At 50.9% G+C, this 21775-nt stretch carries 21 protein-coding genes; 9 read left to right on the forward strand and 12 right to left on the reverse strand.

Going from position 1 to position 21775, the window contains the following annotated elements; all coding sequences use genetic code 11:
- Positions 1-276 precede the first annotated feature (276 nt).
- On the forward strand, positions 277-1884 hold the full coding sequence (locus AC1RVX_RS27155; RefSeq protein WP_493219713.1) for an NAD(P)/FAD-dependent oxidoreductase: 1608 nt from the start codon (positions 277-279) through the stop codon (positions 1882-1884).
- A gap of 89 nt (positions 1885-1973) precedes the next feature.
- On the opposite strand, the gene AC1RVX_RS27160 is transcribed toward AC1RVX_RS27155, so the two are convergent.
- Complete coding sequence (locus AC1RVX_RS27160) at positions 1974-2801, reverse strand: HDOD domain-containing protein (protein ID WP_493219714.1); 828 nt, start codon at positions 2799-2801, stop codon at positions 1974-1976.
- A gap of 456 nt (positions 2802-3257) precedes the next feature.
- On the opposite strand from AC1RVX_RS27160, the gene AC1RVX_RS27165 reads away from it, so the two are divergent.
- From AC1RVX_RS27165 to AC1RVX_RS27180, 4 genes are all read left to right on the forward strand, one after another.
- The gene (locus AC1RVX_RS27165) at positions 3258-3743 is read left to right on the forward strand and encodes a CinA family protein (RefSeq protein WP_493219715.1); all 486 of its coding nucleotides are present in this window, start codon (positions 3258-3260) and stop codon (positions 3741-3743) included.
- 7 nt (positions 3744-3750) lie between these two features.
- The gene (locus AC1RVX_RS27170; protein ID WP_493219795.1) at positions 3751-4476 is read left to right on the forward strand and encodes a response regulator; all 726 of its coding nucleotides are present in this window, start codon (positions 3751-3753) and stop codon (positions 4474-4476) included.
- Positions 4473-5498 carry an ATP-binding protein gene (locus AC1RVX_RS27175; protein WP_493219716.1) on the forward strand — a complete coding sequence of 342 codons (1026 nt, stop codon included), beginning with the start codon at positions 4473-4475 and terminating at the stop codon, positions 5496-5498. Before AC1RVX_RS27170 ends, AC1RVX_RS27175 begins: the two co-directional genes overlap by 4 nt.
- Before the next feature lie 160 nt (positions 5499-5658).
- Positions 5659-6507: an EF-hand domain-containing protein gene (locus AC1RVX_RS27180; RefSeq protein ID WP_493219717.1), complete on the forward strand. Its 849-nt coding sequence runs from the start codon at positions 5659-5661 to the stop codon at positions 6505-6507.
- Between the two features lie 109 nt (positions 6508-6616).
- On the opposite strand, the gene AC1RVX_RS27185 is transcribed toward AC1RVX_RS27180, so the two are convergent.
- Positions 6617-7249 carry a flagellar basal body-associated FliL family protein gene (locus AC1RVX_RS27185; RefSeq protein ID WP_493219718.1) on the reverse strand — a complete coding sequence of 211 codons (633 nt, stop codon included), beginning with the start codon at positions 7247-7249 and terminating at the stop codon, positions 6617-6619.
- A 281-nt stretch (positions 7250-7530) separates the two neighbouring features.
- Here AC1RVX_RS27185 and AC1RVX_RS27190 point away from each other — a divergent pair, with 281 nt between their 5' ends.
- Positions 7531-8610: an acyltransferase family protein gene (locus AC1RVX_RS27190; RefSeq protein WP_493219719.1), complete on the forward strand. Its 1080-nt coding sequence runs from the start codon at positions 7531-7533 to the stop codon at positions 8608-8610.
- Positions 8611-8646: 36 nt separating this feature from the next.
- On the opposite strand, the gene AC1RVX_RS27195 is transcribed toward AC1RVX_RS27190, so the two are convergent.
- From AC1RVX_RS27195 to AC1RVX_RS27225, 7 genes are all read right to left on the reverse strand, one after another.
- Positions 8647-9267 (reverse strand): lysophospholipid acyltransferase family protein, encoded by a 621-nt coding sequence (locus tag AC1RVX_RS27195; RefSeq protein WP_493219720.1) that lies wholly within the window; start codon positions 9265-9267, stop codon positions 8647-8649.
- A 156-nt stretch (positions 9268-9423) separates the two neighbouring features.
- Positions 9424-10038 carry a nucleotide-binding protein gene (locus AC1RVX_RS27200; RefSeq protein ID WP_493219721.1) on the reverse strand — a complete coding sequence of 205 codons (615 nt, stop codon included), beginning with the start codon at positions 10036-10038 and terminating at the stop codon, positions 9424-9426.
- A gap of 121 nt (positions 10039-10159) precedes the next feature.
- The gene (locus AC1RVX_RS27205; protein WP_493219722.1) at positions 10160-10873 is read right to left on the reverse strand and encodes a pseudouridine synthase; all 714 of its coding nucleotides are present in this window, start codon (positions 10871-10873) and stop codon (positions 10160-10162) included.
- Between the two features lie 47 nt (positions 10874-10920).
- A complete protein-coding gene (locus tag AC1RVX_RS27210) occupies positions 10921-12915 on the reverse strand; it encodes a sensor histidine kinase (RefSeq protein ID WP_493219723.1) in 1995 nt (664 codons plus the stop codon).
- A 24-nt stretch (positions 12916-12939) separates the two neighbouring features.
- Positions 12940-13776 carry a substrate-binding periplasmic protein gene (locus tag AC1RVX_RS27215; protein WP_493219724.1) on the reverse strand — a complete coding sequence of 279 codons (837 nt, stop codon included), beginning with the start codon at positions 13774-13776 and terminating at the stop codon, positions 12940-12942.
- Positions 13777-13984: 208 nt separating this feature from the next.
- Positions 13985-14590 carry an outer membrane lipoprotein gene (locus AC1RVX_RS27220; RefSeq protein ID WP_493219725.1) on the reverse strand — a complete coding sequence of 202 codons (606 nt, stop codon included), beginning with the start codon at positions 14588-14590 and terminating at the stop codon, positions 13985-13987.
- Positions 14591-14726: 136 nt separating this feature from the next.
- Entirely contained in the window at positions 14727-15338 is a 612-nt protein-coding gene (locus AC1RVX_RS27225; RefSeq protein ID WP_493219726.1) for a TetR/AcrR family transcriptional regulator, read from the reverse strand.
- Positions 15339-15612: 274 nt separating this feature from the next.
- Here AC1RVX_RS27225 and AC1RVX_RS27230 point away from each other — a divergent pair, with 274 nt between their 5' ends.
- The 3 genes from AC1RVX_RS27230 (at position 15613) to acuI (ending at position 18524) form a co-directional block, all read left to right on the forward strand.
- Complete coding sequence (locus AC1RVX_RS27230; RefSeq protein ID WP_493219727.1) at positions 15613-16401, forward strand: SDR family NAD(P)-dependent oxidoreductase; 789 nt, start codon at positions 15613-15615, stop codon at positions 16399-16401.
- A 41-nt stretch (positions 16402-16442) separates the two neighbouring features.
- Positions 16443-17405, forward strand: coding sequence for an alpha/beta fold hydrolase (locus AC1RVX_RS27235; RefSeq protein WP_493219728.1), 963 nt, complete (start codon positions 16443-16445; stop codon positions 17403-17405).
- Positions 17406-17537: 132 nt separating this feature from the next.
- Positions 17538-18524, forward strand: a complete 987-nt coding sequence (gene acuI, locus AC1RVX_RS27240) for an acrylyl-CoA reductase (NADPH) (protein WP_493219729.1) — start codon at positions 17538-17540, stop codon at positions 18522-18524.
- 404 nt (positions 18525-18928) lie between these two features.
- On the opposite strand, the gene AC1RVX_RS27245 is transcribed toward acuI, so the two are convergent.
- The 3 genes from AC1RVX_RS27245 to AC1RVX_RS27255 all read right to left on the reverse strand — a co-directional run bounded on the left by AC1RVX_RS27245 (position 18929) and on the right by AC1RVX_RS27255 (position 21748).
- Positions 18929-20122, reverse strand: coding sequence for an aminotransferase-like domain-containing protein (locus AC1RVX_RS27245; RefSeq protein WP_493219730.1), 1194 nt, complete (start codon positions 20120-20122; stop codon positions 18929-18931).
- A gap of 55 nt (positions 20123-20177) precedes the next feature.
- Positions 20178-20636 carry a RidA family protein gene (locus AC1RVX_RS27250; protein WP_493219731.1) on the reverse strand — a complete coding sequence of 153 codons (459 nt, stop codon included), beginning with the start codon at positions 20634-20636 and terminating at the stop codon, positions 20178-20180.
- A gap of 239 nt (positions 20637-20875) precedes the next feature.
- Positions 20876-21748, reverse strand: coding sequence for a DMT family transporter (locus tag AC1RVX_RS27255; protein ID WP_493219732.1), 873 nt, complete (start codon positions 21746-21748; stop codon positions 20876-20878).
- Between the last annotated feature and the right edge of the window lie 27 nt (positions 21749-21775).

Below are 21775 nucleotides of genomic sequence, written 5' to 3' on the forward strand. Positions count from 1 at the left end.
ATTGGCTTTGTAGGGTGCGCTGCGCGCACCGGACTTGGGCTCGCATCAGAATGTCACCGGTCGTATGCCTTGCTTGTATATTCGGTGAGAAAGGGTGCGCGTGGCGTACCCTACCAGGCTTCGTGGATTATTGGGTCTGTATATACAGGGATTTCCCTTCAATGAAATCCTGATGCCTCTGTCACATGCGGTTAAAATACGGGATTCATCAAACCATTCCACCAGCCCGCTGCTATATACGAGCAATGGGCGCTTAGTGTTATCCGGACCGAATTTATGTTGCGCATTACCGATTTACAACTCCCGCTAGACCATACCGACGCCGAGCTGAGGGCAGCCGTATTAACAGAGCTGGGTATCGATGACAAGGAGCTTGTCAGCTTTTCCATTTTTCGCCGTGGTTATGATGCACGCAAAAAAACCGCGATCGTTCTTATTTATACGATCGATGTCACCACTACGCTGGATGAAGACTTACTGCGCCGTCACAAGAATCGCACCCGTCTGTCCCCGACCCCGGATACAGAATACAAATATGTCGCCCGCGCTGGTGATACGCCATTTCAACGCCCGGTAGTCATCGGCTTCGGCCCCTGCGGTCTGTTTGTTGCACTGCTGCTTGCGGAAATGGGTTTTCGCCCTATCGTTCTGGAACGTGGAAAACCAGTCAGGGAACGTACCAAAGATACCTGGGGACTGTGGCGAAAACGTGAATTGGATCCAGAATCGAACGTGCAATTTGGTGAAGGCGGTGCTGGTACTTTTTCTGACGGTAAGTTGTACAGCCAGATCAAAGATCCCAAGCATTATGGTCGCAAGGTATTGGCAGAATTCGTCAAGGCTGGGGCACCGGAAGAAATTTTGTATGTGAGCAAGCCGCACATCGGCACATTCCGCCTGGTCAAGATGATAGAGGAAATGCGCCACAATATCGAAGCCATGGGCGGAGAAATACGTTTCCAGCAAAAAGTGACTGATATCGACGTAGTGGACGGCAAAGTCCAGGGCGTACATCTGAATGACAGTGAATATATAGCCACATCACACGTGGTGTTAGCTATAGGCCATAGTGCCAGAGATACTTTCAAGATGATCGCTGATCGCGGCATCTATGTAGAAGCCAAACCATTTTCCATAGGCTTTCGCATTGAACATCCGCAATCCGTCATAGACAAGGCCCGCTTTGGCCCAAATGCTGGCAACAAGATTTTGGGGGCAGCAGACTACAAGCTGGTTCATCACGCAAAGAATGGTCGTTCAGTGTATAGCTTTTGCATGTGCCCCGGCGGCACCGTAGTGGCGGCCACATCCGAACCAGGTCGGGTAGTGACAAATGGGATGAGTCAATATTCACGCAATGAACGCAATGCCAACAGCGCCATCGTGGTCGGCATTACACCAGCAGATTACCCCGGCGACCCACTGGCCGGCATTGATTTGCAAAGAAGGTTGGAAGAAAAGGCGTATGCCATGGGGGGCAGCAATTACAATGCGCCAGGCCAGTTGATTGGCGACTTTCTGGCCGCGCGCGCCTCGAACGAACTTGGTAGCGTAGAACCATCCTATAAACCGGGCATTACCTTGTGTGACCTGGCCGAAGCATTGCCAGAATTCGCCATTGAGGCTATGCGTGAGGCTATCCCGGAATTTGACAAAAAGATCAAGGGCTTTGCCATGAAAGACGCGATACTGACAGGCGTCGAAACACGGACTTCTTCACCAATACGTATCAAGCGCAATGACGATGACTTGCAAAGTCTGAACACCCGCGGCTTGTTTCCGGCAGGCGAAGGTGCTGGATATGCGGGCGGTATTTTATCTGCTGCAGTAGATGGTATCCGTGTTGCCGAAGCAGTGGCGCTTGATATACAAGGCAATGATTGATCTTAAATCAATCATAAACAATCATAATCAACAGAGGGAAATAGCCGTTCAAGCTATTTCCCTCTGTTTTAGTTTGCCTGCATGTTGAATCAGCCCAACAAATCCTCCAGACCGGCACTCAACTCACTCAGAGGCGGCATATCGACCATGACCGCATCGGGTTTAAACCCTAATTTTTGCGCCACATCTGCTGGGAAGGTCGCATCCTGCTCTTCTTTTGAATAATGATTTTCTTCGCACCGCGCGCACCAGGATGCCACGTGAACAATGGCGCCGACCTGATCAAATGCAGTCTGCTGCAAAGGTTCCGCACAGGCTTTGATGGCCGTCGCAAAGGTATCAGGGAAACGCCAGCGCTTTGAGAGCTCGGCACCGACATCAAAGAAATTATACCCAAACGAGGTTTGCTCTACATCTGGCCTGCGTACATCAAGAGGCCCCGCTATTTTATCTATCTCCAGCATTTGCTCTGGCATGCCCGCATGCATCACCAATTGCCCTATGGCATGCATTAAACCAACGGTAAAGGCAAAGTCCGAATTGGCATGCGCTTTTTTTGCCAGCCATTTTGCCACCACAGCAGTATGCAAGCTATAACGCCAGAATTGCTTGAGATCAACACCTGGCATGGATTTGAAACCACTGGTCAGACCGCTACTAACGACCAGGGTACGTACCGTCATAAAACCCAGCATCATTACGGCATCATCCACAGAACCGACTGTTCTTGAGGCATGGTAGTAAGACGAATTTGCCAGACGCAACAACTTGGCACTCAGCACCTGATCGGCAGAGAGTTTTCTGGCAATTTCCTCGATAGACACTTCATCATTATTAAAACTGTCTATCACTTCCTGCACAACCTTGGGAATGGAAGGCAAAGCATTTTGTTGCTGGAACAGTGTCTCGATTTTCATAGGGCATCTCCTTTCGATTAGGGGACAGCTACTACACGTCTCTCTTGCATGTCTGGAATTGATATACCAGTCAGTAAGTTGCCCAGAACTCATTTCATCAATCAAAACGAAACGCGTTCTAATAATGCGAAGGCATTAATTGTTGCTATAAAAAATCATACTCTGATATGCGTTTTTCAGAAATGTTTTTTTTGATATCAACTGTGTTTTAAACATAAGGCACAATTGATGCAACGTATTTATTCATCCCTATGGTGTGAATTCTGAGGAATTTTCATGTATCCGTCTTGATTTGTGTCTAAACATAAAGCGAATATAGACTGACTTTCCCTTCTTGCTTCCTCAATTCCAGATGATTTACAAACACTATGCTGTCTTTGCTTCACTTCCTGCCAGACATGGTGGTAAAGTAAGTTTATGCAAGTCATGCCGCAGTAACCAGACAGGAGACAAATCATGAAAAATGCACTTGAACTCGCAGCGAAGGTCGGTGAAGAGCTCAAATCAAGAAAACTCATACTCACCATTGCTGAATCATGTACTGGCGGCGGTGTCGCCCACGCTATCACAGAAATTGCCGGCTCTTCAGAATGGTTTGACTGTGGTTTCGTCACGTATTCGAATTCATCTAAAACTGAATTACTGGATATTCCTGCGGCACTCATCGCCCAACACGGTGCAGTCAGCGAGGAAATCGCTGCTGCCATGGCGCAAGGCGCTATCGCCAATTCGGAAGCACATATTTCCCTTTCCACTACCGGCATTGCGGGGCCTACCGGTGCAGTGCCAGGCAAACCTGTAGGTACCATCTGCTTTGGATGGCACATTGGCGGAATCACGCATACAGAGAGATTAGTGTTCGCTGGTGACCGCCAGGCTGTACGTGAGCAGACCGTGGTGCATGCTCTCGATAAATTACTCAGGTTTGTCAAGGAGTTGTGACTTGTCAATGAACACAGGGCGTCTCCAGGTATTACTGGTTGATGATGATGCAGACATAGGTCAATTGTTGAGCAATTACCTGGGAAAATTTGACATCGCCTGCGTCGCTGTGCAAGATGGTGTGGCGATGCAGGCGGCAATGCAAACGCAAGACTTCGATGTCATTTTGCTCGATTTGATGCTGCCAGGCGATGACGGCCTGACTTTGTTACGGAAACTGCGCCGCCATGCAAGCACGCCCGTCATCATGCTAACGGCCAGAGGTGAATTCGCCGATAAGATACTGGGACTGGAATCTGGTGCTGATGATTATCTGATCAAACCACTGGATGTCCGTGAACTGGTGGCGCGCATACAAAGCGTGGTCAGACGTAGCAGCGCCGCGATACGGCAAACTCAAGAAGTGGTTGAACATCAGCAAACGGAATTGCGCTTTTCATCCTGGACCTTGCATCTGGCAAGCCGCCAGTTGCGTAGCCCCGACAAACTGGTCATCCCCTTGTCCAACGCTGAATTTCGCCTGTTGCATGCCTTCATCCACCGGCCTGGCCAAGTGCTTAGCCGCGACCAGTTGCTGGACATTGCCCGCAATAAGTCCAGCGAAGTATTTGACCGCAGCATAGACTTACTGGTATCCAGATTACGCCAGAAGCTGGGAGATGATCCACGCCATCCAAGCATGCTGAAGACCATACGCGGCGAAGGCTATATGTTCAGCGCCAGCCTGAAATGAAACGACTGGTTCGCGACACCATCTTCAGTCGCCTGTTTGGCTTGGCCATGGCCGCTGTCGTGGTCAGCCATATCGCCACTTTCGTCTTGTTGTTTGTATTTCTGGGTGATCACCGGCCGCCACCCCAACCAGGACCACACCTGCATCATCATCCTGAGCCCGGCTTGCTGAATGGCCCCTTTATGGGTTTTACCCTGAGCATGCTATTGCAACTGTTGGTGTTGGCAATCGCAGCATGGATAGGTTCACGCAGTCTGGCACGCCCCATGCAGGAACTGGCTGCTGCTGCCAGTACACTCGGGGATACAAAAAAACCCACGCCCATACCAGAGACAGGTCCGGAAGAGGCACGGCAAAGCGCACTGGTATTCAATCAGATGCAGCAACGTCTGTATCAGCAAATGGAAGAAAGAGAGCGCTTTCTGGCAGCGGTTTCCCATGACCTGCGTACCCCACTGACACGCATGAAATTGCGCATTGCCCAGTTACATGAAGACGATAATGGTGAAAAACTCTTGCAGGATGTAGAAGAAATGCGACTCATGCTTGACGCCACTCTGGAATACTTGCGTGGTAGCGAAGAAACACTGCAGATGCTGGACGTTGCTTCTCTGGTTGCCGCGATTGTTGACAATATGCAGGACGAGGGTAAAACCGTCACAATGCATGGCACAGCCAGGCCGCTGCCAGCACTGCCAAACGAACTAAGACGCTGCCTTTGCAATTTGCTGGAAAATGCCATTTTTTACGGTAAGTCTGCAGATATCTGTCTGCAGGATAGCAACGCAGAACTGTTAATACGTATCACAGATCAGGGGCCAGGTATTCCCGAACAGGAACTGGAAAACGTCTTTTCACCTTTTGTCCGTCTGGCTACATCGCGCAATAAAAATAGTGGCGGTGTTGGTCTGGGCCTGAGCATCGCCAGAGAAATCGCCAGGCGGCATCGTGGTCTATTGACACTAAGCAATCGTACAGATGGTGCTGGTCTGGTCGCAGAATTGCATCTGCCGCGCCATTAGAATTCAAGCTCACTTGTTACAGACTGTACCTTCCTCACTACGTATCTTTACATTTCCCCTCACTTTGTGTCAGCACCGATACAAAGCCGACACAAGCAGGCAACATCGGAATGACACACTGACATCTGACTGATAGTGGTTTGACTTCAAGGAGGATGCGATGACAAGCGTAAGTGGCGTTAGCGGCAGCAGCAATTATTTTTCCCAGGCCAGCAGTGGTGTTCAAAGACATGGACGCGGCGATCCTGCAAAAATAGCAGGCAGCGTATTTTCCAAGCTGGATACGAAAAACCAGGGTTACCTGGAAATTTCAGATCTGGAAACGGCTTTCGGAAGTATTTCTGACACCTCGTCCAGCACAACCAGTTCAACCACTGCCAGTACCGGTACGAGCAGCACCTCCAGTTCATCTACGGTCAATGATTTGTTCAAAAAACTGGATAGCAATGGCGACGGTAAAGTCACCAAGGATGAATTCACCAGTGGCATCAAGAAATTGAGTGATGCGCTGGAAACCCAGTTCAATGCTCGTCGCACAAGTGGTTCGCCTCCGCCCCCACCACCACCTGATGAAGGTGGTCAAGGTGAGGATGGTGGACTGGACAAAACCCAACTCACAGACCTTGCTTCGAAAGTAGGTGAAACTAATAGCAGCGCCGGTGCAGCATTGACTCAGGTAGCCCAGAACTTTGAGGCCGCCGATACGAATCAGGACGGCAAGGTCAGCATACAAGAATCAATTGCTTATCTTGAAAAAACAGCGTCTGCTGCCAGCGCAGCGACAAGTGGCACTACCAGTACGAGCAGCAGTTCTTCCAGCACGTCAACCAGCAACGACAGTACTGGTACCAGCACTACCTCGGGCACCAGCAGCACGACTGCAAGCTCTGGCACGGATAGCGCAAGCAGCACCAGCGATGCCGCCATCTTCAAAAAGGCTCTGCAATTGTTGCGTGCCTACGCCGTCCCGCCACAAGATCAGACCCAGGGTCTTTCAGTAACGGCCTGATTGGATTGATGCAGCGCTGATATATCTGCAAGCAGATTATATAAGCAAAAAGCCAGAATGGTCCTTGAAGACTATTCTGGCTTTTCTACCTGCACTCACCCAACCTGATCTAACCTGGATCGCGGTTTTGCATGAGCAGCTCATTAATCAATACTGATTCTATCTTGTCGGTTTCCAGTGCCTTGTTCAATCCTTCTTTCAGTTGCGTCCTGACCAGTTCAAATCCAGCTTCCGAGTGCAAGTCGTCAGGGTTCACTTTCGCCAGTTCTATCTGGTAAAAAGTGGCCAGGGCCTTTTTGTTTTCAAATAACCACTCTTTGTCCTCATCCCTGACCTGTATGGTGACCTGCATGCGTATTACTTGGCCGTCAACATAGGCAACCTGCTGCGGTAACACGATATAGCTAAGACCAGCCGCATTACCATTTACTGAACGGAAATAGAAAAAACCCGCTAATAAAACAGCAAATCCAAACAAGATGATCAGCGCAGCATATCGTCCAAAATGATCAGACTCTGGAGCTTTTTTTACTCTATTAGCAAGCTTTCTTTCCAGTGCTGGCTTTTTAGATGCTACGTCGGAAGAAGATCGACTGTTGCCGGGAACCGGTCTGGCCGCAGGCAATGGCGGATCGGCATCAACATCTGGCGCAACAAGATCAGGCGCTTTGGGTTCGCCATCTATCGATTCAAAATCCAATTGCGCACTTAGCAAGCTCGCCTTTGACCTGTCTTTCGGCATACTAACCTTATCCACCAAATGTCATGTGTCTGGATATTATATAACTTTCCTCAAAGAAACTTTATGAGGAACTAATTTACCTTTGATTTTCGTTCCATTTTACTGAAATTAAGTGACCGCTTGATAAAATCGACGCAATCGCCATCACTGGAATCCGGTTTATTTTTATCAGAAAAACAAACTTCCTATGGTGCCGCGTCAACATTCGTTACAAACTAAGGGTATAAAACACTAGCTGATTTCGCTATCATGGCGACATTTCAAGCCTTTGTATTAGCCGCATGTCAACCTCCACCACACTTTCTGACCGAAATTCCAGCATAGACAATATCAAAGCCGTTTTGATATTTCTGGTGGTTTTTGGTCACCTGATTGAAATTTATGTCGGTGAAGACCATATGCTGCGCTCCATCTGGATCTTTGTATATGCTTTCCACATGCCGATGTTTGCGCTCATGTCCGGTATGTTTTCCAAAGCCCAATGGAATGAAAAAAGTGCAAGTCAATTGATTTCTGGCGTTGTTGTCCCCTTGCTTGCCTTTGAGATCATTTATGAACTGACTGAATTTGCTCTTAAAGGCAGTGTCAGCGTGTATGCCAACCTGGTGGCCCCTTATTGGATGCTGTGGTATCTGTTGAGCCTGTTGTGCTGGCGGCTGCTATTGCCGCTGTTTGCGCGCATACAGTTCCCGGTCATGCTGGCCCTGGCCCTGTCTCTGGTGGCGAGCTATTCCGAACATGCAGGTTATTTTCTTGGTGCCTCCAGGACCCTGGTTTTTTTCCCTTATTTTTTATTGGGCTGGCAACTCGGGCATCATGGCTTAACAAACAAGAACAAAGGGAAACTGGTTTTCAGCACACTCATTGTGCTGGCTGCTTTTATTGGCTCATTCATGCTGCAAAGCGATTTCGATTATCGCTGGTTCTACGGCAGCTATTCCTTGCACAGACTGGAAATGGCGACGCTGGCCGGCTCAGCTTATCAGTTACTGCAATATGCAGTCTCGACCATCATCGGCTTATCTGTCCTGTATTTGTTGGCACAAAAAGATTTGCGCCTGTCCGGTATAGGAAGCCGATCCATCTACGTGCTGGTATGGCACGGCATGGCGCTGATTATTTTGCAGGAAACAGGTGTCTTACGTCAAATTTTCAAACTTGACCATGGACTGGCACTGCTCATTTCGGCTGCTGTTTCAATGGCTATTGTCTGGCTATGCGCTCACGAAAAATGCGCGGCACTGACCAAGCGCTTTATTCTGGATCCCATGCGCTGGCTGCTGATAGCACAAGGTAATGGCGGTAAACCGATAACAGTCGCTACAGAAGCGGGCGAAAAAGCACTGCATCAAGAACCTTAATTCATTCGTGACCATGTGCTGACATGGCTATAGCTGTCAATCCTTGTTTTGAACTTTGTTCCCAGTCTGTATAGTTTCACTGTCAAACTGTTGAGGATTTTTGCCAGAAATACTGCAATAGAACTGTTGAATCTCTGCCATATCTGCACCTATATCGCCCGTTGGCACAAACATCTTGCCTATCCCACCTGTTTTACGCTTGAAATCCAGATATCCCAACGCAATGGGTACCCCGGCACCCAGGGCAATGTAATAAAAGCCTGTTTTCCAGTGAGTTACCTTGCCCCTGGTACCTTCTGGTGGCACGATCACAGTCAAGCGCTGATTTTCATTGAAAGCATCCACGGTTCCCTGCACCAGGTTACCGGATTTGCTACGATCCACTGCAATTCCGCCTAACCAGCGCATGATACCGCCTACGAACCGGGGAAACAGACTTGATTTACCCATCCAGTACACGCGCAGGCGCAAGGCAAAACAAACCATCAGGGTAACCGGAAAATCCCAGTTGCTGGTATGTGGTGCAGCGATCAATACATATTTCTTTTCTGTCGGGACTATGCCTTCAAGCTTCCATCCTGCTAGCCTCAAACAAAAGAGCGAGATATAACGCATGAATGCATTGATGACAGGAGTTTCAAAAATAGTAAGATGCATGCCGTAAGTCTTTGATAACAAAAGAGAATTCTGCCTTCTCTTCAAGCAAGCGGCATTATAGTGAGCTACGGCAAATATGGGGGAGTAAATCTGGAAGTTTTTCCAAATTTCACGAAGTTGCAATAACCTGTCACATTGACTGAAATGCGGAATGGCTTAAGTATTTCTCAGCCATTTCAATACGCCTTCCCATTGCGGCAAGTCTTTCTCGACGCGGGAGGGTGCCACATCCCAAAGCGTGGCACCATGGGCTGCCAGTTGTATGTAGTTCTGGGTGTCGCGCAAAAACCCAAGCACTGGCAAACCCAGTTGACCAACATAATGATCCAACTGATCGGCGGCACGGCTACGGGTATTCACACGCATGCCCAGTATGCCAATCTGACCATTCAGCTTCATTTTGGACAGAGATTTCAAAAACTCTTCAGTCGCCAGAATATCGAAAATTGATGCCTGCAAAGGGATGATGATCTTGTCGGCCAGCTTTAACACGGCTTCCAGCTTGTTGCCCTTCAAGCCTGCAGGGGTATCCAATACCACATGAGTGGTTCCCTTGGGTGGTTTCAACACATTGCCGTCGGCAATATCCCAGGGGTGAATAACAGGCAAGTTGTCAGGGCGCAAAGACAACCAGGTACGCGATGACTGTTGCACATCGGTATCACCCAGCATGACCTTGTGCCCCTGCGCAGCAAAATAGCCCGCCAGATTGGTAGCAACCGTGCTTTTTCCTACCCCACCCTTGGGATTGACAATGGCAATGACTGGCATGTGTGTTCCTTTTATTCAATTCATGGAAGTGATGTCTGCCAATCAAGCAGGCCAGCTTCCCAATTTCATGTCTGAAACCAACAAACTACAAGCAAAGCATTTACGTCAACAACAATTGTACCTATGGTACCAGCAAGCCAAGTTGTTCGGGTGTCAGGTAACACCATTCGCCTTCCGCAATACCCAGCGAAGCCAGCGTCAGCTTGCCTATGGCAGTACGCTGCAGGGCTGCACAATGGTTGCCTGCTGCGGCTAACATGCGCTTGACCTGGTGATATTTGCCCTGTTCAAGCACGATTTCTACCTGATGTTCATCCAGCTTCAGGCAATGCACTGCGGCCAGCGGAGCAGGTTCATCGTGCAGTTTAACGCCTTGCAACAACAATTTGACCAGTTCCTCGGTCACCGGTTCCGCCGTTGTTGCCTGATACACCTTGGGCACATGTCGCTTGGGTGAGGATTGCGCATGAATAAACGGCCCGTCATCCGACATCAGCAACATACCCGTCGTATCATGATCCAGACGCCCAACCGGCTGTACGTCACGCCAGCTGAATTGTTCCGGCAACAGGGTCAGCACACCGGGGTGATGACTGGGCTTGCGTGAACATTCAAAATTCGGCGGTTTATTGAGCACAATATAAACGCGTTCACGGTATTCCCAGTTTTCTTCAAAAATCTGGAATTGCAGGCCACTTGTTTCAAAGCTCAGCTTGGTACTACGTACCACTTCACCATTGACACTCACTTCGCCATCCTCAACCAGATCGCGACAGTATTTCCGGGTTCCAAATCCTTGCGACTGCAAGATTTTATCTAAGCTTAATTTTGTCATGACGCGACTTTATCAGATGTAGCCCCTACCTTGCTAGCAGGCTACGCTCATTCAACACTGACCAGTACATCATCATTCAATTTTGGGACCAGTGGCAAGGTGATTCTAAAAGTGGTTCCCTTGCCCAGCTCACTTTCCACTGCGATATTGCCACCCAACACGCCGGTAATCAGGTTGTACACAATATTCAGGCCCAGGCCGCTCCCTCCCTGTCCAAGACGAGTCGTAAAGAAAGGGTCAAAAATGCGGCTGAGATTTGCTTCTGGTATTCCCTTGCCATTGTCACTGACCAAAATTTCCACGAATTCCTCATCAACTATCTGAGCAGAAATAGACACAATCCCGCGATAATCCCCTTCAAAAGCGTGGATGAAGGCATTGTTGATCAAGTTGGTCAGTACCTGGCCCAAGGGCCCTGGATAACTGTCCATCAACAGCTTGGGCGGCACTTTATGAACAATATCATGACGTGTCTTGCGCACCATCGGACCCAATGTGACAAACAGCTCAGACAACATTTCATCCAGGGCAAAAACGCGCCGGTTTGCACTGGTGCGATCTACCGCTACCTGCTTGAAGCTGATGACCAGCTCTGATGCCTTGCTCAAGTTACGAAGAAGCAAGTCAGCCCCAGTCTTGGCATTCTTTAAATATTCTTGCAGTACCGACCGGCGCATCCCTTTATCAAATTCCAGCAATACATCGTCAGTGTGCTGTGCCAGTGTGCTGGCCACCGTGACACTGGTGCCGATAGGTGTATTTAATTCATGTGCAATGCCTGCCACCAGAGAACCTAATGCAGCCATTTTTTCAGTGCGCAAAAGCTCACGTTGGGCCCGCTGCAGGTTTTCCAGCACCACCGTCAACTCACTGTTTGCCGCTTCCAGCGCCTGGGTCCTTTCTGAGACCCGTCTTTCCAGCGTGGTATTCATATTCCGGATTTCCTGCTCATTCTGGCGTTTTTCGGTAATGTCTTCCTGTACCAGAATAATCAAGGGTTCATTTCCCAGACGTATCATGCGTCCTGATATTTGGCAGAGAATGATTTTTTCCTGGCGACCGCAGGTCAGCCATGCCTCGTAATCATGGATTTCACCATCACGCTCGACAATACGCAAAATTTCAAAGAAGTCATTTTCGCTGCGCCACAAAGCTTTCTGTGTTTCGGTATCACTCAGAATTTCATCATGTGACCATAGAAACTGCCTGACCCAGGCGTCGTTGACGTCTATCATGTTGTACTGCTGAGCCTTGCGTATAACTGTCATGGCGACTGGCGATGCCTGGAAGATGCCAGTGAATTTTTCTTCAGTAACCTTCAAAGCTTGCTCAGCACGCAAACGTTCATTCAATTCTTGCTGCAAAACAATATTTTGTGCCTCACGCTCAGTAATCAAACGCCCGAGATTCAATCGCATTTTATCGAGTCCCTGAGCCAGATTACCGATTTCATCCTGACGCAACCATTCCAGCGGCTGATCAAGCTTGCCCCGCGCCAAGCGACCCGTTGCCATCTGCAACTCCTGTATGGGTCTGACGATGCGGCGTTCGAACAACAACCAGATCAGGAAGAAAGAAAAGATCACCTGTACCAGCAAAGCAGCCCCTAGTTTCAGGAAATCTGCCCACAATTCTTTTTCTATGTGTTCCGTGGTCAGTTCCAGCATGATCGTGCCTATCACTTTGGTTTCCAGCAAGATAGGTCTTTCCTCATGCAGGAATTTGGCATCGGCTTTCTTAAATTTGGCACTGCGCGCAAAAATGGATTTGGATTCGTCAAATACTTCTACGCTGACCACCTCCGGGTTACGCATGACAGCCTGGATAAATTGATTGGCCACAGCCTTGTCTAAAGTCCACACTGGCACTGCCATTGCTCTTGATAACATATCAGCATACTGCGACATGGGGTTGCGGACGCGTAACTGCAACTCGCGTTCGTAGCGATCCTGTACCAGAAAACGTCCCAGCACCATTGCTGGCAACACAATCCCAACTACAACACCAAGAATAAGAATTTGCCTGAGAGAAAGCGTACGCAAAGGGTTACCTGTCGTAAGCGACAATTACTTCGATTGCTGCTTGCGCCATAACTGTATATTTGACGCAATCAACTTATTCATCACGTTCTGCTTGTCCAATTTATAAACGGCCTTGGCAATTCGTCCACGCAATTCTGGGGTGTTGCAGGGAGATTTATGTGACAAGGTCAGATACAAATTTTCATTCGTGATGGGCGGCGAGACAGTTTTCAGTCCCGTGATATTCAACTTGGCCACATACGCCAGGCCAGGGTCTTCTTCGTAAATCAGATAATCGGCACGTGAGAGACTCAGCATCTTCAACGCCTGTTCAAGGCTGGGTACCATGGAAATTTTCAGCGATTCCTTGGCATAGCGGTCAAATTCTTCGCCAAAGCTATTGTTGATGACAGTTACCCCTTGCTTGCCAGCCAGGTCCGCCCATTTTTTGTATGGAAGATTAAAATTACCGCGAGTCCAGATCACGGTGCGTGTCTCGCGAAAAGCGGGATAAAAATAATCCATGTATTCTAGTCGTGGCAAGGTAAAAAATGCACCCGCCAACAAATCGACACGTCCAAGTTTCGCTTCTTCCTGTACCCGTCCCCAAGGACCAACATATTTAACGTCAATGGGTATACCAATTTCCTTGGACAGTAATTGCATCCATTCAGCATTGGCACCAATCAGGCGATTTTCATCTTCAGGGTCGCGCCACAAATACGGCGGATATTCAGGGTTACCCGTTGCCAGCAATCCCTTACAGGATTCGTTTGCATGAACAGCAAAGCTGACTACCATCAATGCTGTCAGCACCACCCAGCTGGCAAGCTGCCATGCAGCGTTGGTGGAAGGAATAGCTTTGCAAAAGTACTGCTTCATAGCATAACCTTCTCAGCATAATTGGTGGTAAATAGACGCTTAAGTCTAACTGCTGGAATTAGGCTTGGCAAGAAAGTAGTTGTGCCTGAGGAACGGTTTCCAAAAAGAAAATAATGACCAGCTATTGCTGGTCAATTACTTCGGCCAACGGACAACCAATATACGCTATCGGCTTAAATAGGCCTGGTCTAAATCAGCCCTGCTTGATTCAACGTCTGGTGATACTGTTACCATTACCTTTCACCAAGTCACCGGAAACCATCCCGGGGTCATGCTCAAAACTAAAAGTTTGTTTGTTGCCACCTTCAAACACAACCGTGACGTTCCAGATCTTGGTCGTTTTCACTTTCTGCTCGATTTTGTGGCCAGCCATGGCACCACCAGCTGCGCCGGCAATGGTAGCCAAGTCACGTCCAGTCCCGCCACCCACCTGATTTCCTAGCAAGGCACCCGCAACCCCGCCAGCAATGACGCCCAGCGCACCGCCCTCACCTTCCTTCTCTACCATCTCTACCGCCACCACTTTGCCGCATTCCGGGCAGAGGGGTTCTGCTCTGGCTGCCGCAGGCTGAGATTTGCTCATGTTTTGCCTGGCCTGGGACAATGCTGCATTGTATTCTGCCTTAGCATCACGCAAACATTGCATCCTGGCCGATGATGTGGATGCATCTGCACACAATTTTTTATCATCGTTGTAACGGACAGAAGCGCGCTTACTTTCCTCGGCATAACGCTGCTTGGCTGTAGGGTTTTGCGCAAATGCGCCAGTCACTGCTGTCAACATCAGACTGGCTATCAGCACTTTTTTATTCATGTAAAGCTCCTTGATTGAAAATTGGATGCACAGGCACCGTGATCGCATTAGCGACAACTATATAACGGTGAGAAGCAAAAAATTGATGACATAAATCACAATAATTGACAGTTCTTGTTCTATTTTAAGCCAGAGGTTAACCAGGGTGGCGCTCGCCCACAGGCGTGTTCGTTGTCGCGGACGGGTTCAATGATGCGAGAATCTTGTCGCGACAGATCAACAGGATTTCGTCGGCCAGGGGCGAATCGTCCGGGCAGGCGCGCGACATTGCAATGGCGCCGACCGCGTGCGCCAGTACGTCGAGAGACCTGGCTCGCGCCCGGTCTGCATCTGCACCGTCCAACGACATGTCCTGCTGACTCAGCGCAGCCAGCAGGCTCTCGATGCCAGCCGCAAACGTGGTCCTGACCGCTTCTGGTTGACGTGCAGCATCCCCGCACAGCGCAGCCATCGTGCAGCCGGCCCCACGGGTGTCACGGTGCTCACGAGAGAGATAAAGCCGCACGAACTTGGACATATCCACGCCAGCGGTCAGCGCCGCAGCTTGTGTAATGGCGCAGGCCGCCGATTCCGCCATCAGATCGGCCTTTGAGCGGAAGTGCTTGTAGAAACCGCCGTGGGTGAAGCCAGCAGCAGCCATCAGATCGGCAACGCCAACTCCATCGTAGCCGCGCTCCCGAAACAGGGTAGATGCCGTCTCGACAACGTGTGCCCGGTTGGCCTGCGCCTGGGCCTTGGTGATCTTCATTTCTCGTCCTCGGTGGATTTAAGCATGTATGAAGGCCTCATTATATATTGATGATGATCATAATCAAAGTCTTGACAATTTAGATTATGATCGTCATCATTATGAAAATTCTCAACATCAGAGACTGAAACGACATGATCAGGAACACAATTTTCGAACCGTACGACTTGGACGATGGCGCCAAAGGCTATGTTGACTACCCCACCCTTGCAGACGCTAACACCCAGTAAGCTCAGCAGGAACTATTCACCTTCACAACCCAAAGAGAAAAAACATGACTACATCTACCTCCGTTCTTATTACAGGCGCCTCCACCGGCATTGGTGCCACTTACGCCGAGCGTTTCGCACGCCGCGGCCACGACCTCGTGCTGGTGGCGCGCGACAAAGTACGACTGGATACCCTTGCGGCCCGCCTGCGTCAGGAACATGGCGTTGCCGTCGATGTCCTGCCAGCTGACCTGACCAAATCCAGTGACCTGATCGCCGTCGAAGCACGTCTGCGTGATGACGAGCACATCGGAACGCTGATCAATAATGCCGGGATCGCACAGTCTGGCAGTTTCATTGAGCAGACTCCCGATCAGGTCGAGCAGGTTATTGCGCTCAACACCGTTGCACTGGCACGGCTCTCAAATGCGGTTGCTCCGCGCTTGGCGCGTGCTGGTAAAGGCGCAATCATCAACATCAGCTCAGTCGTTGGCCTGGCGCCTGAATTCAGCATGTCGGTCTATGGTGCAACCAAGGCCTTCGTGCTGTTTCTTTCGCAAGGCCTGCACTTGGAACTCTCGCCCAAAGGCGTCTATGTCCAGGCAGTGCTTCCCGCTGGAACCTACACTGAGATTTGGGAGCGTGCGGGTATCGACATCAGTACCTACTCCAAGATGATGAAAGTAGACGACCTGGTTGATGCTGCGCTGGTCGGCTTTGACCGTCGTGAGCTCGTCACCATTCCGCCGTTGCAAAACGCTGCACGCTGGGACACGTTCGATACGGCGCGGCAAGCGCTGCTTTCAGATATTCAACAAGCGAACGTGGCCGGGCGCTATCTGCCACAAACCTGACCTGACCGTCTTCCCCCCAACCTTACCCGAAGATCCACGCCATGCCGTCTCTAATAAAAGCCACCCTTTGCCTCCTTGCTCTGTCCGCAGCGCTTGTTTCACCTTTTGCTGCAGCCAGCAATGCGATTGCAGCGGACGTCGATACCACCACTGCGACCACACAACAGGGGTTGACGTGGAAGGATGTACCTACGCAGAGCGTGTCCGCCAGCGGCGTGGACTTCGCGTATCGTGAACTCGGGCAACACAACGGCGGCACTCCAGTGGTGTTCCTTGTTCACCTGGCAGCTGTTCTGGACAACTGGGACCCACGTGTTGTTGACGGGTTTGCTGAAAAACATCACGTGGTCACATTCGACAATCGTGGCGTCGGGGCATCGACGGGCACGCCTGCAAACACGATTGAACAAATGGCGGACGACGCCATCACTTTCATCAAGGCCAAGGGATTCAAACAGGTCGATCTTTTCGGCTTCTCGATGGGAGGAATGATCGCGCAAGAGATCGTGCTGAAGGAGCCTGATCTGGTACGCAAACTGATCCTGGCTGGCACAGGACCTGCGGGTGGCCCGGGTATCAGCACGGTAGCGGGTGTGGCCAACTACGACTTGCTCCGTGCGACCTTCACCGGCCAGGATCCAAAGCAATATCTCTTCTTCACGCGCACGTCGAACGGTATCGAGGCTGGAAAATTCTTCTTGAAGCGCTTGCAAGAGCGCACCGAAAACCGCGACAAAGAAATCACAGTGCGAGCCTACGTGGCGCAGTTGCAGGCACTCGGCGCGTGGGGACAGAAGCATCCGGCCGATCTCTCGGTGGTCAAGCAACCCGTTCTTGTGGCAAATGGCGATGGCGACCGGATGGTTCCGACCAGCAATTCGTATGACCTCGCCAAGCGCCTTCCGAATAGCCAGTTGATTATCTACCCTGACGCTGGCCATGGTGGGGTGTTCCAGTACCACGACGACTTTGTATCCAAAGCGCTGGTATTTCTGGCGCAGTAACACAAAGGGGGAGAGCCGCATCCCGACGAACGAGCGCACCGCACCCCAGCGGCGGACTAAGTTTTCTTCCCTTTTTTCTATTCTGAATGATGCTTAGCATATTAAACCCGTGCCCCCAAAGGAGAAATGACCATGACATTCAAAGCGCTGCTTACCACCAAGACGGGCGATGTAATTTCTACCGCCTTGATCGACTTCGACGAAGCCGACCTGATGCCGGGCGACGTCACCATCGCGATCGACTACTCGACGGTGAACTACAAGGACGCGATGGCGATCAGCGGCCACTCGCCGGTGATACGCCAGTTTCCGCTGATTCCGGGCATTGACTTCTCGGGCATCGTGGAAGCCTCGTCGCACGCAGGATTCGCTGTGGGCGACCGCGTTGTCGCCAACGGCTGGGGTCTGAGTCAAACCCACCATGGCGGTTTCGCGCAAAAGGCGCGCGTTAGCGGCGACTGGCTGGTCAAACTGCCTGACGTGTTTTCAACGCGCGATGCCATGGCAATCGGTACGGCAGGGTACACCGCGATGCTGTCAGTGCTCGCTCTGGAGCATGCGGGAGTGACACCGGACAAAGGCGACGTGCTGGTGACTGGGGCTGGCGGTGGCGCCGGCTCCATCTCTATCGCTTTGCTGTCCAGACTGGGTTATCGGGTGGTCGCCTCGACCGGGCGGCTGGAGGAGACTGAATACCTGCGCGAACTGGGTGCGGCCGAGGTGATCGATCGCCGCACGCTGTCCGGGCCAGGCACCCCGATCGCCAAGGAACGCTGGGCCGGCGCGATAGACTCGGTGGGTAGCCACACACTGGCCAACGTGTTAGCGCAGACCCGCTACCGCGGCGCGGTAGCGGCCTTCGGGCTCGCGCAGGGCGCGGACCTGCCCGGCTCGGTGCTGCCCTTTATTTTGCGCAACGTGACCCTGGCCGGCATCGATTCGGTCAACGCGCCCCAAGATGTGCGGCTGCAGGCATGGGCCCGTCTGGCCACAGATCTGGACTTAGGCAAGCTTGCACGCGCTACGCAGGTGGTCGGCCTGGCCGATGTGCCCGGCCTTGCAGGTCCGGTACTCCAAGGTCAAGTACGTGGCCGCACGGTCGTGGACGTCAACGCGTAAAGGCCGAACCCTACGACATCACATCAATTAACTGACACATGGGCTTGCTCCGTTCACCAGCGTTCGCGTGGTATTGAGCATGAATACACTGTGACCTGCTGGTACAACCTCACACAGAAAGCTGGGTATCAGCGTATCGCGCGGGTCGACGGGCGGCACCTGAGCTTGTGCCGTCTTGTCCGCAAGAACGCCTAAAGAAGCCCCGTTTTCTGGCTGTCAGCTAAAAACCAAACGAAGGAAAAGCAGAACGGGTTGCAGAAAGCACCGCATATGAAGAACCCGGTTCCCCAGGAAAGCTCGTTGTGGCAAGCCTTAGCGAATATCAGCCGAAACAGGCGCTAACGCCGCGGTTAAATAAAAAAACCCGCCATCTGGCGGGTCTATGCCGAGGATAACAGAGACACTTACAGTTTTGCCTTGATCAGCTTGCCGAGTATTTCCACACCTTTATTGATACGCTCTGGTGATACAGTCACGAATGACAGGCGGAAGGTATTGGGTGCTGGGTTATTGGCATAGAAAGGTCCGCCAGGAACAAAGGCCACGTTTTGCTGTATCGCTTCATCCAGCAACTGCTTGCTGTCCATGTGTGCTGGCAAGGTGACCCAGATGAACATGCCGCCTTCTGGTCTGGTCCACTGCACGCCGTCAGGGAAATACTTGCTCATGGCTTCCAGCATGGCATTGCATTGCTTGGCGTACAAAGTACGGATGGTAGGAATATGCTCAGTCAGGAAACCGTCCTTGATGACTTCATACACCACCATCTGTGTCAATTGTGCAGTATGCAAATCTGCCGCCTGCTTGGCTTGTTCCAGCTTGCGTATCAGCGGTGCAGGGCCGACTACATAACCAAGACGTATGCCTGGTGTCAACACCTTGGAGAAAGAACCCATGTAAATTACGCCGCCCGGATTCATGTTCAGCATCTTCGGCAAGGGTTCGCCGGTATAGCAAAGATCACCATAAGGATTGTCTTCGATCAGCGGTATGCCCATGCGTGCGCAGGTTTCCACTAGCTCAAAGCGGCGTTCTACGGACAGGGTGCGACCGGTAGGATTCTGGAAATTCGGCAGTGCATACATCAGGCGTGCGCCTGCCCCCTTGGCAGCGACAGATGCTGGCACAACGCCATGCTCATCCGTATCCACCGATTCAAATTCAGGGCGATACACAGAAAAAGCCTGCAAAGCACCCAGATAGCTAGGTGTTTCCACCAATACCTTGCTGCCTTCGTCAACCAGCACCTTACCGATCAGGTCCAGACCCTGTTGTGAACCAGACACCATCAGCAATTGCTCAGGCAGGATTTTGGAATCACTGGTAGACAAAGAATCCGCCAGAAATTCGCGCAATGGCGCATACCCATCGGTAGGACCATATTGCAGGGCCGACTTGCCCTGTTCCGACAATACCTTGTCAAAGGCAGCACGCATGCGTTCTACTGGGAAGGTTTCAGGGGATGGCAATCCACCAGCGAAAGAAATAACTTCAGGACGCATGGTCACTTTCAGAATTTCGCGGATGGCCGAGCTTTGCAACTGCTCTGCACGTTGGGAAAATTTCCAATCTATCGGGCTGGGATTCTCAAGTTTCATGCTGGTCTCACTGTATAAGGATTGCCATCACAGGCAGGTTATCGTTTTATAAAATTTAAGCGATTTCGGCGATCAATTCGATTTCCACACAAGCTCCCATAGGGATTTGTGCCACACCAAAAGCTGAACGGGCATGCTTACCCTGTTCACCAAAGATTTCGCCTATCAGTTCGGAAGCACCGTTGGTCACCAGATGCTGCTCGATATAGTCAGGTGTGGAATTTACCAGGCTCATGACTTTGACGATGCGTTTGACACGGTTCAGGTCACCACCGCAGGCAGCCTGCAAGGTCGCGATCAGATCAACCGCTACGGCACGTGCCGCCAGTTTGCCTTCTTCGGTGGAAATATTTTTACCCAGTTGACCTACCCAAGGCTTGCCGTCTTTTTTGGCAATATGGCCAGACAGGAAAACCGTATTTCCGGTTTGTGCATACATTACATAAGCCGCAGCCGGAGTTGCTACTGCTGGCAGTTCAATGTTCAGTGCTTGAAGCTTTGCATAAAATGACATGTGTGTTTTTCCAGAAGAAGTTGGACAGCCCTCACTGGCCTACTTGATTAAATTAAGTTTTAATTATTATTTTTTGCAAAAATCTGCTTCTGCAAAACGAAGAATCTCGCTCACCACTGGCAAAATGAGAAATCTTCTTTATTGGGCCTCTATTGTAAGCCCCTGCCTTCCCGATTAACACCCCCAAAGCTGGCGTTGAAGGCAGATTAAATTTGGTCATGGCATTTTTCCAGGCAGGTTCAGCGTTGAATATTCATACGCCGTCCCAGACCCACCACCACAATGACCGCCAGGGCAAACAGGATTTCTGTGCCATTCAGGGCTTCACCCAATATGACGGTTGCCCCAAGCAAGCTTAAAAAAGGTTGCAGTAATTGCACTTGTCCTACACGAGCAATCCCGCCTAGCGCCAGCGCCTTGTACCAAAAGAAGAAACCGATAAACATGGAAAACACGGATACATAGGCAAATCCGGCCCAGGCACGGCCCGATGCCTGAACGCCGTAATGCCAGCCCAGCCATACGGTTATTGGCAACAATACCGGCATCGCCAGTAGCAAAGCCCAGGAAATAACCTGCTGCCCGCCCATACTTTGTGACAGACGTCCACCTTCGGCATAGCCCATGGCGGCAGCGATCACGGCTACGAACAGGGCCAGGTCAGCCATCTGGAAAGAGCCACCACCCTGCATCAAGGCAAACACGATCACCAGACCACTACCGAGCAAGGCCATCAGCCAGAAACCCGTGGATGGTTTTTCATTAAAGCGCAGTGCCGCAAACAGGGCCGTTGCCAGCGGCAAGATACCCAGCACGATGGCACCGTGCGAAGCTGGCACATGTGCCATGGCGATAGAACTGAACAAGGGGAAACCCACCACCACACCCAGCGCCGTGATCAGCAAGGGCTTCATTTGCGCACGTTGCGGCCACTTACCACCCTGCATCAATAACAAGACACCGGAACAACATGCTGCCACCACGGCCCGCCCAAGCGCCACAAATACCGGATTCAATTCCGCCACTGCCATACGGGTGAATGGCAGGGTCAGGCTGAAGATGATGACCCCGACCAAACCCAATACCATGCCCTTGTTTTCCTGTATCACCATAACGAACCTGTCTGTTCAAATAAATTA

The sequence above is a fragment of the Undibacterium sp. GW821-FHT11B02 genome (assembly GCF_058808955.1).

Bases quoted from the DNA above. Each gene is read 5' to 3' on its own strand.
- AC1RVX_RS27160 (WP_493219714.1), bottom strand. From the start codon at position 2,801: ATGAAAATCGAGACACTGTTCCAGCAACAAAATGCTTTGCCTTCCATT.
- AC1RVX_RS27245 (WP_493219730.1), bottom strand. From the start codon at position 20,122: ATGAAACTTGAGAATCCCAGCCCGATAGATTGGAAATTTTCCCAACGT.
- AC1RVX_RS27205 (WP_493219722.1), bottom strand. From the start codon at position 10,873: ATGACAAAATTAAGCTTAGATAAAATCTTGCAGTCGCAAGGATTTGGA.
- AC1RVX_RS27250 (WP_493219731.1), bottom strand. From the start codon at position 20,636: ATGTCATTTTATGCAAAGCTTCAAGCACTGAACATTGAACTGCCAGCA.
- AC1RVX_RS27255 (WP_493219732.1), bottom strand. From the start codon at position 21,748: ATGGTGATACAGGAAAACAAGGGCATGGTATTGGGTTTGGTCGGGGTC.
- AC1RVX_RS27215 (WP_493219724.1), bottom strand. From the start codon at position 13,776: ATGAAGCAGTACTTTTGCAAAGCTATTCCTTCCACCAACGCTGCATGG.
- AC1RVX_RS27230 (WP_493219727.1), top strand. From the start codon at position 15,613: ATGACTACATCTACCTCCGTTCTTATTACAGGCGCCTCCACCGGCATT.
- AC1RVX_RS27235 (WP_493219728.1), top strand. From the start codon at position 16,443: ATGCCGTCTCTAATAAAAGCCACCCTTTGCCTCCTTGCTCTGTCCGCA.
- AC1RVX_RS27225 (WP_493219726.1), bottom strand. From the start codon at position 15,338: ATGAAGATCACCAAGGCCCAGGCGCAGGCCAACCGGGCACACGTTGTC.
- AC1RVX_RS27220 (WP_493219725.1), bottom strand. From the start codon at position 14,590: ATGAATAAAAAAGTGCTGATAGCCAGTCTGATGTTGACAGCAGTGACT.
- AC1RVX_RS27165 (WP_493219715.1), top strand. From the start codon at position 3,258: ATGAAAAATGCACTTGAACTCGCAGCGAAGGTCGGTGAAGAGCTCAAA.
- AC1RVX_RS27170 (WP_493219795.1), top strand. From the start codon at position 3,751: ATGAACACAGGGCGTCTCCAGGTATTACTGGTTGATGATGATGCAGAC.
- AC1RVX_RS27155 (WP_493219713.1), top strand. From the start codon at position 277: ATGTTGCGCATTACCGATTTACAACTCCCGCTAGACCATACCGACGCC.
- AC1RVX_RS27195 (WP_493219720.1), bottom strand. From the start codon at position 9,267: ATGCATCTTACTATTTTTGAAACTCCTGTCATCAATGCATTCATGCGT.
- AC1RVX_RS27185 (WP_493219718.1), bottom strand. From the start codon at position 7,249: ATGCCGAAAGACAGGTCAAAGGCGAGCTTGCTAAGTGCGCAATTGGAT.
- AC1RVX_RS27200 (WP_493219721.1), bottom strand. From the start codon at position 10,038: ATGCCAGTCATTGCCATTGTCAATCCCAAGGGTGGGGTAGGAAAAAGC.
- AC1RVX_RS27190 (WP_493219719.1), top strand. From the start codon at position 7,531: ATGTCAACCTCCACCACACTTTCTGACCGAAATTCCAGCATAGACAAT.
- acuI (WP_493219729.1), top strand. From the start codon at position 17,538: ATGACATTCAAAGCGCTGCTTACCACCAAGACGGGCGATGTAATTTCT.
- AC1RVX_RS27175 (WP_493219716.1), top strand. From the start codon at position 4,473: ATGAAACGACTGGTTCGCGACACCATCTTCAGTCGCCTGTTTGGCTTG.
- AC1RVX_RS27180 (WP_493219717.1), top strand. From the start codon at position 5,659: ATGACAAGCGTAAGTGGCGTTAGCGGCAGCAGCAATTATTTTTCCCAG.